The 12,834-nt window shown below is 60.4% G+C and carries 14 protein-coding genes; 2 read left to right on the top strand and 12 right to left on the bottom strand.

The features are described 5' to 3' along the window. Positions 1 to 15: 15 nt before the first annotated feature. The 9 genes from JONANDRAFT_RS02180 to JONANDRAFT_RS02140 form a co-directional block, all read right to left on the bottom strand. Positions 16 to 786: an alpha/beta fold hydrolase gene (locus tag JONANDRAFT_RS02180; protein WP_008522598.1), complete on the bottom strand. Its 771-nt coding sequence runs from the start codon at positions 784 to 786 to the stop codon at positions 16 to 18. Positions 787 to 897: 111 nt separating this feature from the next. Then, positions 898 to 2,250 (bottom strand): dihydrolipoyl dehydrogenase family protein, encoded by a 1,353-nt coding sequence (locus tag JONANDRAFT_RS02175; RefSeq protein WP_008522597.1) that lies wholly within the window; start codon positions 2,248 to 2,250, stop codon positions 898 to 900. 23 nt (positions 2,251 to 2,273) lie between these two features. After that, positions 2,274 to 2,903 carry a cyclodeaminase/cyclohydrolase family protein gene (locus JONANDRAFT_RS02170; RefSeq protein ID WP_008520381.1) on the bottom strand — a complete coding sequence of 210 codons (630 nt, stop codon included), beginning with the start codon at positions 2,901 to 2,903 and terminating at the stop codon, positions 2,274 to 2,276. Positions 2,904 to 3,000: 97 nt separating this feature from the next. Continuing rightward, positions 3,001 to 4,467: an aminomethyl-transferring glycine dehydrogenase subunit GcvPB gene (gcvPB, locus tag JONANDRAFT_RS02165; RefSeq protein WP_008520379.1), complete on the bottom strand. Its 1,467-nt coding sequence runs from the start codon at positions 4,465 to 4,467 to the stop codon at positions 3,001 to 3,003. Continuing rightward, positions 4,467 to 5,816 (bottom strand): aminomethyl-transferring glycine dehydrogenase subunit GcvPA, encoded by a 1,350-nt coding sequence (gene gcvPA / locus JONANDRAFT_RS02160; RefSeq protein WP_008520377.1) that lies wholly within the window; start codon positions 5,814 to 5,816, stop codon positions 4,467 to 4,469. Before gcvPA ends, gcvPB begins: the two co-directional genes overlap by 1 nt. Before the next feature lie 55 nt (positions 5,817 to 5,871). Further along, positions 5,872 to 6,258, bottom strand: a complete 387-nt coding sequence (gcvH, locus tag JONANDRAFT_RS02155) for a glycine cleavage system protein GcvH (RefSeq protein WP_008520375.1) — start codon at positions 6,256 to 6,258, stop codon at positions 5,872 to 5,874. Between the two features lie 100 nt (positions 6,259 to 6,358). Beyond that, on the bottom strand, positions 6,359 to 7,462 hold the full coding sequence (gene gcvT, locus JONANDRAFT_RS02150) for a glycine cleavage system aminomethyltransferase GcvT (RefSeq protein WP_008522596.1): 1,104 nt from the start codon (positions 7,460 to 7,462) through the stop codon (positions 6,359 to 6,361). Between the two features lie 380 nt (positions 7,463 to 7,842). Then, entirely contained in the window at positions 7,843 to 8,796 is a 954-nt protein-coding gene (locus JONANDRAFT_RS02145; RefSeq protein WP_008520368.1) for an ArsA family ATPase, read from the bottom strand. Positions 8,797 to 8,808: 12 nt separating this feature from the next. After that, on the bottom strand, positions 8,809 to 9,099 hold the full coding sequence (locus JONANDRAFT_RS02140) for a hypothetical protein (RefSeq protein WP_008522594.1): 291 nt from the start codon (positions 9,097 to 9,099) through the stop codon (positions 8,809 to 8,811). Positions 9,100 to 9,248: 149 nt separating this feature from the next. Between JONANDRAFT_RS02140 and JONANDRAFT_RS02135 the strand changes: the two genes are divergently transcribed. Then, positions 9,249 to 9,527, top strand: a complete 279-nt coding sequence (locus tag JONANDRAFT_RS02135; protein WP_008520364.1) for a hypothetical protein — start codon at positions 9,249 to 9,251, stop codon at positions 9,525 to 9,527. Beyond that, on the top strand, positions 9,506 to 10,795 hold the full coding sequence (locus tag JONANDRAFT_RS02130) for a Y-family DNA polymerase (protein ID WP_008520363.1): 1,290 nt from the start codon (positions 9,506 to 9,508) through the stop codon (positions 10,793 to 10,795). Before JONANDRAFT_RS02135 ends, JONANDRAFT_RS02130 begins: the two co-directional genes overlap by 22 nt. A gap of 48 nt (positions 10,796 to 10,843) precedes the next feature. Here JONANDRAFT_RS02130 and JONANDRAFT_RS02125 read toward each other — a convergent pair whose 3' ends face one another. From JONANDRAFT_RS02125 to JONANDRAFT_RS02115, 3 genes are all read right to left on the bottom strand, one after another. Then, a complete protein-coding gene (locus JONANDRAFT_RS02125; protein WP_008522593.1) occupies positions 10,844 to 11,422 on the bottom strand; it encodes a pyroglutamyl-peptidase I in 579 nt (192 codons plus the stop codon). Then, positions 11,419 to 12,096, bottom strand: coding sequence for a DUF554 domain-containing protein (locus tag JONANDRAFT_RS02120; RefSeq protein ID WP_008522592.1), 678 nt, complete (start codon positions 12,094 to 12,096; stop codon positions 11,419 to 11,421). The genes JONANDRAFT_RS02125 and JONANDRAFT_RS02120 overlap by 4 nt, the downstream gene beginning before the upstream one ends. A gap of 155 nt (positions 12,097 to 12,251) precedes the next feature. Then, positions 12,252 to 12,827 (bottom strand): tetratricopeptide repeat protein, encoded by a 576-nt coding sequence (locus tag JONANDRAFT_RS02115; protein ID WP_008522591.1) that lies wholly within the window; start codon positions 12,825 to 12,827, stop codon positions 12,252 to 12,254. Positions 12,828 to 12,834 lie beyond the last annotated feature (7 nt).

Here is a 12,834-nt window from a genome sequence, read left to right as displayed (position 1 = left end):
GGAGCGGAAGCTCGTTTAACCGTCAGATTCCGCGAGGAAGTCGGACATCGCGCGGGCCGTCTCTTCAGGATGGCGGTAAAAAAATCCGTGCCCGCCCTTCACGCAGAGGTACCGGCTGCCCGGTATCATCTTGGCCGTGCGCTCTACTTCTGACGGGCTGACTAGTCCGTCGTCCCGCCCGGCAAGAAACAGCGCGGGGCCTCGGAGGGCCGACGCCCGTTGGGGGCGAAAAGTCCAACGCAAAAGCGCCTGACGGTACTCCTCAAGGACCGCGCCGGTTCCGCCGAGCTCGGCCGAACCGGAAGCGCCGTCAAAGGCCAGAGCTTTCATCAAAAACGTCCCCCACTCTCCGCTGGAACAGTGAAGCAGCCGGTCCAGGGACGTCCCGGGCTTGGGGGCTTGGCTCAGCGATGACGCCAGAAAAACGAGGGGAACTTTTTCCTGCACCCGACAGGCCAGTTCAAAAGCGACGCTGGCACCCATGGACCAACCAAGGACGGCGCAGGGGCCGACCTGCTGAAATATCTCGCAGGCGTCGGACGCTAAAAGCTCAATCGTCAGCGGCGAGCTTCCCCGGGACGACCCGCCGAGACCCCGCGGGTCAAACAGCACGGGGGCCAAGCCCGCCGCTTCCATCACGCGGGGCAGGCGCCCCCAGCACCCGCTGTCGCCGCCAAGCCCGGGGATCATCAGCACGCGCCGTCCGGCGCTGGGGGCCGACCAGGCGACGACGACCCCGTCGCTGAGGCGAAGCCTTTCGGACAGGAATATTTTTCTCCGACGCACGGTTCAGCCCTCCCGTCTCAGATCTCCCGAACCTTGCCGCTCAGCAGGAGAAGACAAAACGTTCCCGAAAACAGCCGTCTTCGGGAACGTTGCGTTTCTTGACAAGCCTAGCTACTCCGCCAGCCTCATGCAGGCGTCTTTAAAGCACTCGCACAGCGTGGGGTGAGAGTGAACGGAAAAAGCCACGTCGTGAGCCGTCAGGCCCTTTGACACGGCCAAAGACGCTTCGCCCAACAGCGACGCGGCTTCCGGCCCGATGATGTGGACGCCAAGCAGCCGCTTGTCCGACGCCCGGGCAACGACCTTGATGAATCCGTCGCCCTCGCCCATGGCCAGAGCCATGCCGTTGGCGGCGAAGTACGCCTTGGAGGTTACGATTTCCTCTCCCCGCTCCTTCGCCTGCTCTTCCGTCAGGCCGACATAGGCCACTTCGGGGTCGATAAACACGCAGGCCGGCAGGGCATCGAGGTCGACGCTGTAGTCGTCGCCCAACATGTCGAACGCCGCGCTGACGGCCTGATACTCGGCCAGATGAGCCAGCATGGCGCCGCCGGTGCAGTCGCCGATGGCCCACACGCCGGGCAGGCTGGTGCGCATATGACTGTCAACGGCGATGCAGCCTTTTTTAATTTCCACGCCGCTGTCTTCCAAGCTGAAGCCGTCCAGAATCGGGACCATGCTGGACGCGAGAATCAGCCGGTCGCAGGCGACTTCAAGCGGCTCCTCGCCGGCCGTGCCGGACAGGACGAGACCGTCGCCCTCTTGGCGGGCCGACGTCAGGTGCACGTAGTCGTACACGGTCGTCTTGCGCTTCTTGACGGTTTGAACGACCTTCTTCTTCAGGTCGCCGTCGATTCGCCGCAGGATCTGGTCCGAGTGCTTGAGCAAAATCACGTCCTTGCCCAGCCCCTGAAGGATCATCGCCATTTCAAGGGCGATGACGCCAGCGCCAAGAACGGCAACCGTCTTCACTTGGCCGTTGCGGTCCGGATCCCAGAGTTGAGGGTCAATAATCGCCCAGTCGCCGGTAAGAACCTGCGGCAGGTCGTTGCCCGCAAAGTCGGGCACCACAGACCGAGCGCCGGTAGCAATCAGCAGTTTGGGCGCTTCCAGAACCTCGGTTGAGCCGTCCGGCTTGACGACCGACAGCTTTTTCGTCTCGCCCCAGCTCGTTACAGTTCCAACGCCCTTGATGACGTTCACTTTGGACAGTTTCAATGTCTGGGCGGCGCCGGTTCTCAGCTTTTCGACCACGCCTTCCAGCCGGCTCCAGAGCCCTTCCCGGGCTCCCTTGCCGCCGATGACGTGAGAATACAGGGCCTTCGTGGGAATACAGCCTCGGTTCAGGCACGTGCCGCCCAAGTGTTCCTTCTCGACCAGCGCGACTTTCAAGCCGCGGCTCCCTGCCACTTCGGCGGCTTTCATGCCGCCGGGGCCGCCGCCTAAAACGATAAGATCGTACATGTGTCAGCCTCCTTCTCCGCCAACTACGCCAGAGCTTCGTCAGTCGCGGCTTTCGCCTGATCTCTCAGCAGGGCGGTCTTTGCCAGCGTCTCTTCCATGGCCTGCCGGCACTGGGCCGCGTATGCCTCGTCCTTCAGGCCTTTCAGGTTGATTTTCACGTTCCAGCTGGCGGCGTTGGCCGTCAGACAGGCCAAGTCCGCCGCGATAGCCGCGTCGGTGATGGCGCCCTTGTTGCCCCGAAGGGCCGCTTTCAGGGCCAGCTCGCCGATAGCGGCACAGACCGAAAGGGTCTCCATGGGAACGGAAATCGCCTTCTTCGTGGCATCCTGTATGGCTTCCCGACGGGCCGCCTTCTCCGCCTCTGTGTCCTTGGGCAGGTGCAGGGCCGCCATGAACCCGTCGAAAACCCGCGCGTCGTCGTCCATCAGGGCAAGGCATTTGCCGATCAGCTCCGACGCTTGGGCGGCGACGTCTTTCATCTCCGGCCAGTTGGCCTCGTACTTTTTGTTCTCCAGCGCAAGGTTTGCCACCATGGACGCCAAAGCCGCCCCAAGCGCGCCGGTCAGACCTGCGACCGCACCGCCGCCCGGCGCCGGCTTGCTGCTGGCTAAATCGCGCAGGAACTCTTCCATCCGCATCTCAAACAGTTTCATTTGCTCATTCCCCCAAATTCAGCTGCAATGATGACAAAAAGCGACAGTGGCCGGCCCCGACGGGGTCGAGCCGCTGTCGCCGCAATGGAAACGGTTGTTAGAACTGCCAGCGAAGCACCGGCGTACGGGCGGCCTTCGTCTCGTCAGGTCTGGCGATCGGGGTCGACACGGGCATGCTGTGGAACGGCTCAGGGCCTTCAGCCTTTGCCTTAGCGACGATGGCCTTCAGCGAAGCGGCAAAGCCGTCCAGCGTCCTCTTCGACTCGCTTTCGGTCGGTTCGATCATCAGCGCCTCGTGAACGATCAGCGGGAAGTACGTCGTCGGCGGGTGGTACCCTGCGTCAATCAGGGCCTTGGCGACGTCGAGAGTCGTCACGCCGGTCTGGTGCTTCAGCGGCTCGCCGTCAAGGACGAACTCATGCTTGCAGAATCCCTTGTGGGCGACCGGGTAGGTGTCCTTGAGCTGAGACGCGAGGTAGTTGGCGTTCAAAACGGCCGTCTCCGACATTTCCTTCAGCCCGGCAGCGCCAAGCGTGCGGATGAACGTGTAGGCGCGGACCAACACGCCGAAGTTGCCGAAGAAGCTGCGAACCTGTCCCAGAGACTCGGGCCGCTGGCAGCTGCACTCCAGTCGGTAGGTCTCGCCGTCCTTCACGATGACGGGGACCGGCGAGAACTTCGCCAAATCCTTGGACATGCCGACAGCACCGGCGCCGGGGCCGCCGCCGCCGTGAGGCGTGCTGAACGTCTTGTGCAGGTTCAGGTGCAGCACGTCGAATCCCATATCGCCGGGGCGGACCTTGCCCACGATGGCGTTGGCGTTGGCTCCGTCGTAGTAAACCAGCCCGCCGGCCTTGTGGATGATGTCGTTGATCTCGACGATATGCTTCTCGAAAATACCCAGCGTGTTCGGGTTGGTGAGCATCAGACCGGCAGTCCGCTCGCTGACCAGCCCTTTCAGGGCGTTCAGGTCGACCATGCCTTCTGGGTCAGACGGAACCTCGATGACCTTGAAGCCCGTGATGGCCGCGGAAGCCGGGTTGGTTCCGTGAGCCGAGTCAGGGACGATGACCTCATCGCGGTTCTTGTCGCCCCGCGACTCGTGGTACGCCTTGATGATCATCAGCCCGGTCTGCTCGCCGTGGGCGCCGGCCGCCGGCTGAAGGGTGACAGACGCCATACCGGTGATCTCGGCCAGATAGGTCTCCAAGTCATACATCAGCTTCAGGGCGCCCTGAATTGTCTCCTCAGGCTGAAGCGGGTGAAGCCGGGCAAACCCAGGCATACGGGCCGCCGCTTCGTTGATCTTGGGGTTGTACTTCATGGTGCAGGAGCCGAGAGGATAAAAACCCTCATCGACGCTGAAGTTCATCTGCGACAGGCCCGTGAAGTGACGAATCACGTCGACTTCCGCCACTTCGGGAAGACGCGGCGCCTCAGCGCGGCAGTTTCCGCCCAGAACGGCGCAGCAGTCCACGTCCGGAACGTCAAGCGGGGGAAGCGCCACGCCCATCAGACCAGGGTTGCTAAGCTCAAACAGAGTCTCCATCGGCCCGTGTTTCATCAGCACTCACCTCCAGCCACGGCGACCATACGGTCGATTTCTTCCTTCGTCCGCTGTTCGGTCACCGCCAACAGCCAGCCGTTGCCCAGATCAGGATACTCGGCCTTCAGGTCGTAACCGCCCAGAATCCCTGCCTTCAGCAGGCGGGCGTTCAGTTTTTCCACCGGCTCGTCAGAGATCAGGACGACCTCGCGGAAGCAGCCGGCCTTGGGGAACGCCACCTTGAACTTGCCGGTGGCGACCAACCGGTCAACCGCGTACGCGGTCTTGGCGAGAATCTGATGGCCCACCTCAGCGAGCCCCTTGGGTCCCATGAGACTCAGGTAAACGGAAGCGGCCACGGTGCACAGGTTCTGGTTCGAGCAGATGTTCGACGTGGCCTTCTCGCGGCGGATATGTTGCTCGCGGGCCTGCAGCGTCAGGACGAAGCAGCGGCGGCCTTTAATGTCCTCCGTCTGTCCCACAATGCGACCGGGCATCTTGCGCATCAGCTTCTGCGTGGTCGCCATGAATCCGAAGTGCGGGCCGCCAAGGCTCATGTTGTTGCCGCAGCTCTGACCGTCGCCGACGACGATGTCAGCGCCCAGCTTGCCGGGCGCCTCAATGCTGCCGAGGGCCAGCAGGTCGGTTGACACGATCAAAAGGGCTTTGGCGTCGTGAATCGGCTCAGCCAGCCCGTTTAAGTCCTCGATAACCCCGAAGAAGTTGGGCGACTGGACGACCAGCGCGGCGATTTTCCCGCCGGCCAGCTCAGTCTCCAAGGACTTGCGGCACAGTTTGCCGTCAACGTCCGGCAGCTCAGCGTACTCGAAGCCTCGGCTCCAGCAGTAAGTCTTGAGCACCGCGCGGGTCTCTGGCGACACGGTCCGGGCGACCAGCACCCGATCCTTCTTCGTGTGGGCCGCAGCGATAACGGAGGCCTCAGCGGCCGCGCTGGCGCCGTCGTACATGGAAGCGTTGGAGACGTCCATGCCGGTCAGCTCACAGACCATCGTCTGGTACTCAAAAATGGCCTGCAGGGTTCCCTGAGCGACTTCGGGCTGATAGGGCGTGTAGCTGGTGGTGAACTCACCGCGCGAGACGATCGTGTCGACCGCAGCCGGCACAAAATGGTCGTAAACGCCCGCACCCAAGAAGCACACCAAGTCCTCAGCGCTCTTGTTCTTGCCGGTCAGCTTCTTCAGATCCCGAACCATCTCCGGTTCGGAGAGGCCTTCGGGAATGTCCAGCAGTCCTTTGACGCGGACCTTCTCCGGAATATCCGAGAACAGGTCATCAATTGACTTGACGCCGATTGCGGCCAGCATCTTCTGGCGGTCGGCATCGGTTACTGGGATGTAACGACTCATTGACGAACCTCCTTTAAGTGAAGCAAATGAAAAACCTTACCCTGTCGCCTCTCCGTTATTCCGCTTCAGCCTCCGCGACGAGCTTCTCATACGCAGCGGCGTCCAGAAGGTCATTCGGAACCTTGACGTCTTCCAGCTTGGCGATCCAGTTTGCATAAGGATCGGCGTTCAGAAGTTCAGGAGAATCGTCCAGCGCTTCGTTCACAGCGCAGACTTTACCGGCCACAGGGCTGAAAACGTCGTTCGCGCCCTTGACGGATTCGACGACGACAAAGTCCTGATGGGCCTCGACTTCCGTGCCGATCTCCGGCAGCTCGACGTACACGATGTCGCCCATAGCGTGCTGAGCGTGATCAGTGATGCCCATGACGGCCTTGTCGCCTTCCATCTTGTACCACTCGTGGTCCTTCGTGTACTTCAGATCAGCTGGGACTTTCGACATAGTAAAGTTTCCTCCTCAAGAATTTGATATGGTTCGCCGGCCGCGCCGGCGCCTTTCACCCAGTTAATTTCTGCCGCGAGACGCGATTGCTTTTGTCAGTTTACTTCTTGTAGCTCTTCTTGTAGTACGGCTTGGCAACGACTTCGACCTTCTTGGCCTTGCCGCGGATCAGGATCCACAGGTTCTCTCCAACGGCCGGAACAGGCATGTTCACAAGGCAGCTGGCGATGTTGGCGTCAAGCGACGGGGCATATCCGCCGGTGGTCACGCAGCCGACTACCTTGCCGCTCGCGTCAGCCACTTCCATCTCGTGACGCGGCACGCCCTTATCAATCATCTTGGTGAACACGATCTTGCGCTTCAGTCCCTCAGCCTTCTGCTGACGGAGAACCTTCTGACCGATAAACCCGTTGGGCTTGTCAACCTTGACGAAGAACCCGTAGCCAGCCTCAAGAGGTCCGAGGTCGTCGGTGTATTCCTGTCCGCAGAGCGGAAGTCCGGATTCAAACCGAAGGCTGTCCCGAGCGCCCAGACCGATCGGCATCAGGCCTTCCGGCTTACCGGCTGCGATGATGGCATCCCACAGCTCGGCGCCCTTGGACCAGTCGACGTAAATTTCAAACCCGTCTTCGCCGGTGTAGCCAGTCCGGCTCACGATAGCCGGAATCCCAGCGACCTTGACCCCGTCGACGAAATGGAAGAAGACCAGCTTCGTCGGGTCAAAGCCTTCGGCGATCTTGCACAGGATCTTCTCAGCCAGAGGTCCCTGAAGGGCAACTTCAGCGGTCTTCGCGGAGATGTTGTCGATCTTGACGTCGCCTTTCAAGTGCTCGTTGAACCAAGCCCAGTCCTTTTCGACGTTCGCCGCGTTGATGACCAGAAGGTACCTCTCGGTGTTGTAGCGGTACACGAGCAGATCGTCCACGACGCCGCCGTTTTCGCGGCACATGATCGTGTACAGGACCTGACCGTCGTGCATGGTCGTCACGTCATTGGTCAGAAGGCTGTTGAGCCAAGCTTCGGAATCCTTTCCGACAACCGTGACTTCGCCCATGTGGGACACATCGAACAGCCCGGCCTTTGAACGAACATTCAGATGCTCGACCTTAATTCCCTCGTACTGCACCGGCAGCTCCCAGCCGCCAAAATCCACCATCGTGCCGCCTGCTGCTACGTGTCGATCATACATCGGTGTCCTTCTCATGCCGTCTCTCCTCCTGTCAATTTTTCTTGCAGAACGCTGTGCTCCGATGAAAAAGACTGCTCGAAAAGCCTATACAATACCATCTTCTTTCCGCGTCTCATTGTATCATCCGGCGCGATTTCGCGCCATATTTCACAAGCCGGCGTCCTGTCGTTTTCTGTTAGTACAAGCTGATTTTACTTCATTTTTCATAAATCAGAAATACGACAGAGTTCTTATTTTTTCTGAACGGTATATTGGCTGACTGCAGGCCTGCACCATGAACCTAGCAGAGCGAGAAAGCAAAGTTCATCAAATTAGCATAAACCCAGATAAATAGCCTATTATTTTTCGATAATACGACGTATTTTATTTGACTTACCATCTGCCCGGCTGACGCGTTACTCCAGGTTTTCTAGGTAGGGAATGATGCGCTCCAGCTCGGCGACGCCTTGGACGTCGCAGTCCAACCATGGAATTTGAAGCACTCCGCGGCCTCCAAACTTCTCCTGAATGGTCTTAAGGCACTCGGTCTGTCGGCCCCGGTGACGGGCGAAGAACTCTCCGGCCTCCTCGGGGATGACCCGGTTCACGCAGAACGCTCCCACGGGTATGCCGAACTTTTCCAGCTGCTGAAGGGCCCTCTCGGTCTCCAGAATGGGCATTCGCTCCGCGTTCAAGACGATGTGGAAGGCCGTCGATTCTTTGTCGGTAAGCCGCTCGCGGGCCCACTCAAACCGCTCGCGGCGGCGGGAGAGGATACGGTATATCGGGTCGTCTCCTACCTTAGAAGCCAAGTCTTCCTCGTATGCCGCGGCCAAGCGCATCAGGCTCATGGCCTGATTCCGTTTCTCCATGAGCCGGCTCATCCAGAAGCCCAGCAGCTCAGGCAGCTCGAGCAGCCTGAGGGTGTGCCCGGTCGGAGCGGTGTCAAAGACAACTGTCTCGAACTTCTTCGACTCTGACGAAGGGTCCGCCAGCTCCATCAGGTCGACAAACGCGTCAAACAGCGCCGACTCCTCGGCCCCGGGCGATGAGGCCGATACCCGCAGCTGCTGCCGCAGGTCCTCGACAATCGCCGGGCTGACCAAACTGGTCATGCTGGCCTCGATGCCTGCCACGTACTTTTGGGCCGCCGCTGCCGCGTCCACCTCAACAGCCCAAAGGTTCGGCTCCAACTGAACGATCTGTTTTCCAATAGCTTTTCCGAACGCGTCCGCCAGAGAGTGAGCCGGGTCAGTCGATACGGCGAGAACTTTGCGCCCGCTCCGAGCCAGTTTCAGCGCCCACGACGATGAAAGGCTCGTCTTGCCTGTGCCTCCTTTGCCGCCGAAGAAACAATAACGACGAATCATGCTCCCCCTCCTCTACCCGTCGAACCCGTACTGGGCGGCCTTTTCAGCCAACAGGTTTTTGCGGTTCTGCATCCGCCGCTCCCACGACGGAAGACTTTCGTACACGTAGGGCAACGCCTCGAGCATGTAATACGCTAGCGGGTTCGGCACGCCGAGCGCGTCTCCGAACAGCAACAGCATCAACTCGTCGTTCTTGTCAAACGCCTCTTTGCGAACCACCGGCATTCCCTTGCCAATCGACGCCCCGTAAAAAAACGCCGAAAGCCATTCCTTCACAGCAGGCCATTTCTCCCGCCACGACACAGACCCCACCCCCTTTACTCTAGCATTGTATCATTTCATTCAATTTACATGGGAATTCCTCTGACGATAACTTATTGACGTGCCAAGATAATATAGTTATCATTTTATCATAGTAATCAAAAAGTTATCACGAAAGGTGGAAGATCATCTTGCCGTTTCAGCCCGAACTGGAACGATCGCCCAGCAGGGACGCGCTGCGGGTTCTTCTTCGCCTGCTGGCGCCGCGGCCGGAAGCGTCGTTTCTCATGAAGTGGAGAAAGCCCGACGGGCGGTGGACCGTTCTGGTGGTGGACCGAAGCCTGCCGCCGTCAGAAGGCGCTCTCATGCTGCTGGCTGACCGCCAAGGCTGGCGCACTTCCCGCAAGGGCGGCGGCCCAGTGCCGGCGAATTTTTGGGGAGTGGTTACATGGCTTTTGGACAGGCCTTGATCGGGCTGTGCGACGGCGACAATTTTTTCGTCTCCTGCGAGCGGGTCTTCCGCCCTGAGCTGAACGGCCGGCCGGTCGTCGTCCTGTCATCCAACGACGGCTGCGTCATCTCCCGAAGCAATGAGGCCAAGCGTCTGGGCATTCCCATGTGCGCCCCGTTTTTCAAGATCGCGCCGCTGGTCCGGCGTCACGGGATGACCGCCCTGTCGGGCAATATGGAGATGTACCGGGAAATGTCGGACCGCATGATGGCGGTCATCGCCCAGTTCAGCGACCAAGTCGAGCAGTACTCGGTCGACGAGGCGTTCTTCAACCTGTCCATCGCCTCGCTGACCGACCCGGCGGCTCACTGTCTGGCGCTCAGGAGAACAATTGCCCGGCGGATCGGCCTGCCGGTTTCCATCGGCGCGGCGCCGTCAAAGACTCTCGCCAAGGCCGCGTCCGAGATGACCAAGGGGAAAGAACCCGGCGTGCGCCTGATCCGTCCCGAAGAAACGGCATGCGCCGTCGCCAGTATGCCGGTGGAGCGGGTCTGGGGCATCGGGAAGCGAACCGCCCGCAAGATGCTTTCGTTTGGTATTCGGCTGGTACCTCAGCTGACGGCTCGGCCGAACGGGTGGCTGAAAGGCCATTTTTCAATCCGAGAAGTTCAGATCGCCGACGAGCTTCGGGGCCTGAAACGGTTTCCCCTGTCCTCTCAGGAGGAGACGCCTCAAAGCATTCAGGTCACAAGGACGTCTGCCGGCCCGCTGAGAACCGAAGACGAGCTCTGGGACGGCCTGATCCGTCATATTCTCGGCGGGACGGCCCGTCTGCGGCGGCACCATCTGGCGGCCGGCCGAATGGAGCTGTTCATCCGCACGAGCTATTTTTCCTCCCAGTCCCGATTTGCCTCGTCCCGCGCCTCCTTTTCGCCGCCGACCGACGATGATTTGGCCTGCCTGAGAGCGGGACGGCAGATTCTGTCCCGGGTCTTCCAACCCGGCTGGAACTATCGAGCCTCAGGCGTTCGCTTTTCAGATCTCTCGCCGTCCCAGCCCCGTCAGCTCACGTTCGCCGACCAACTGCCGGGAACGCGCAAACGCCATCGGCTGATGGAAGCCGTCGACGCGCTCAACGCCGATCTGGGAGCTGGGACGGTCCTCCCGGCCGCTCTCCTGTCGAAGAACCGATCCGCCGCGCAGCATAGTATGACGTCAGACTCACCTCTTATTCTGCCAGAACAGCTTCGTCCCGTTCTTTTCAGCAGGACAGACGGCGACGGGTAACGCGCAAAAGGCGAGGCAGCTTCTTTAAAAGAAGCTGCCTCGCCTTTTTTATATCTTAAATTTCTGGGCCAATACATCGCCTAAAAACGCGTCCAACGCTGCCGTCTGGCGTTCAAAGCTCACGGTCTCAAACGGCGGCAGGTGGCAGAACCCGCCGACTCCGCCCCGGCTTGCCTGCCAGTGAAGCAGGCCGAAGAACACGTGATTGCACACGTACGTTCCCGCGCTGTAGGAAACCTGAGCCGGCACTCCTTCTTTCTCCAGAGCGCGCGCCCAGAGGAGCGCCGAAAGAGTTCCGAAGTACGCGGCAGGAGCGCCGGGAACCACCGGGATATCGGACGGCTGAGAACCGTCGTTGTCGGGGATTCTGGCCTCGTCCAAGTTCAGCGCGACCCGTTCGGGCGTCAGCACGCTTCGGCTTGACGCCAGCCCAAAGGAGATCACCGCCTGAGGGCGAAGCCGTTCCAACTCGGCGTACAGCACGCCAAGGGAGCGGGCAAACGACACCGGCAGCCGAAGGGCGCTCACCTCGCCGCCTCTGGAGCGGGCCAAAGCGCTGGCTACTTCCCAAGATGGGTTGACCGTTCCTCCGTCAAACGGCTCAAAGCCGGTCAGCAGGACTCTCATAGCGTGATAAAGAGGGCGACGAATGCGCCCAGCAGGGCCGGAAGGAAATTCGCCGTCCGAATGTTGCGAAGTTCCAGCTGGTTAATGCCGATGATCGCCACGATGACCCCGCCGATTCCGCTGAGCAGGTTCAGAAACTCCGGCGTGACGATTGGGAGCAGCGGCCGAGCCGCCAGAGCGAAAACGGCCTGATACAGCGTCATCGGAACGGCCGCTAGGACGACACCCCAGCCCATGGCGGCGGCAAATACAACGCAGCCGACAAAGTCCAAGCCGCTTTTCAGGTACAGGATCGACGGATCGCCCAGTCCGGCCTTAATAGACCCATAAATGGCCATGGCGCCGACTGTGACGACTATAGCCGAGGTCACAAACGCCTTTGCCGGCCCGGCGTCCCTTCCCGACGCATACTTGGACAGAAGCCTTTCGCCGGCCCGCTCGATTCGGTCGTGCAGCTTCAAGGCGGCCCCGATGCCGCCGCCCAAGGTCACGCTGGCCAGCAGAGCCGACATGTTGTGAGTCTTCATCGCGTCGGAAAGCCCGACGCACAGGACGACCATCCCGAGACCGTTCATCACAGTCCGATTCACGTCGTCGCTCATCCCGCGGCGAAGCAAGAGACCGCAGAGCGCACCGAGCACAACTGCCATGCCGTTGATTAAAACAGCTCCCATATTCCTCACGCTCCCCGAAACTTTTCTCTCGGTATTCTATCAGCGCCGTGGGGAGAAAAGAAGGCGGTCAATGGTCTTTTCGCTCCGAAAATCTCGGCGCACAAAAAGACCGAAAGGCTTCAAGCCTTTCGGATTCAAATGAAACTCTTTTAAAATCACTCCGAGCAGGCGAGCGCCGCCGAGGAGGACGCGGTCTGCTGTTTTTGAGCCCGACGAAGCCAAACGTCAGCCGTTTGTGGGCTTCGGTCAACTCCCATGCCGAGACGGTAACACAGCGACAGGCAGTTCATCGCGTCCACGTTGCCTAAAGCGGCAGCAGAAAGGAACCATTTGACTCCCGCTTGATAGTCCCGCGAAACGCCCTGACCGTTCATGCACATCACGCCGTAGTCAAAACGGGCCGACGGGTCTCCGCCCTCCGCCGCTTTCAGACACCACTTAGCCGCCTCTTTCACGTTCCGCGGAGTCCCAATCCCGGAGCTGTACATGACCGACAGGTGGTACTGAGCTTCCACAAGCCCACCGGAAGCGGCCAGCCGGCACCAAAAGAACGCCTGGCTGGGATCTCGCTTCACGCCTACTCCTTTTTCCCACGCGGTGGCAAGGCGGAACTGATACGCCGGGTCGCTCTCATGACCGGAGAACCACGACGGCCGAACGCCGGCAAACGCCCATGAACAGACCCCGAGCAGCATGACGCCGCAGGCTATGCATCGAAACCTTGACGACATCTCCGTC

The organism is Jonquetella anthropi DSM 22815 (assembly GCF_000237805.1).
GTDB classification, from domain to species: Bacteria; Synergistota; Synergistia; order Synergistales; family Dethiosulfovibrionaceae; genus Jonquetella; species Jonquetella anthropi.
The sequence above is the reverse complement of the archived record's forward strand: the minus strand, read 5'-3'. Positions and strand labels throughout refer to the sequence as shown.

Coding starts and splice junctions, on each gene's coding strand:
- JONANDRAFT_RS02175 (WP_008522597.1), bottom strand. CDS start 2,250: ATGTACGATCTTATCGTTTTAGGCGGCGGCCCCGGCGGCATGAAAGCC.
- JONANDRAFT_RS02170 (WP_008520381.1), bottom strand. CDS start 2,903: ATGAAACTGTTTGAGATGCGGATGGAAGAGTTCCTGCGCGATTTAGCC.
- gcvPB (WP_008520379.1), bottom strand. CDS start 4,467: ATGAAACACGGGCCGATGGAGACTCTGTTTGAGCTTAGCAACCCTGGT.
- gcvPA (WP_008520377.1), bottom strand. CDS start 5,816: ATGAGTCGTTACATCCCAGTAACCGATGCCGACCGCCAGAAGATGCTG.
- gcvH (WP_008520375.1), bottom strand. CDS start 6,258: ATGTCGAAAGTCCCAGCTGATCTGAAGTACACGAAGGACCACGAGTGG.
- gcvT (WP_008522596.1), bottom strand. CDS start 7,462: ATGAGAAGGACACCGATGTATGATCGACACGTAGCAGCAGGCGGCACG.
- JONANDRAFT_RS02145 (WP_008520368.1), bottom strand. CDS start 8,796: ATGATTCGTCGTTATTGTTTCTTCGGCGGCAAAGGAGGCACAGGCAAG.
- JONANDRAFT_RS02130 (WP_008520363.1), top strand. CDS start 9,506: ATGGCTTTTGGACAGGCCTTGATCGGGCTGTGCGACGGCGACAATTTT.
- JONANDRAFT_RS02125 (WP_008522593.1), bottom strand. CDS start 11,422: ATGAGAGTCCTGCTGACCGGCTTTGAGCCGTTTGACGGAGGAACGGTC.
- JONANDRAFT_RS02120 (WP_008522592.1), bottom strand. CDS start 12,096: ATGGGAGCTGTTTTAATCAACGGCATGGCAGTTGTGCTCGGTGCGCTC.
- JONANDRAFT_RS02115 (WP_008522591.1), bottom strand. CDS start 12,827: ATGTCGTCAAGGTTTCGATGCATAGCCTGCGGCGTCATGCTGCTCGGG.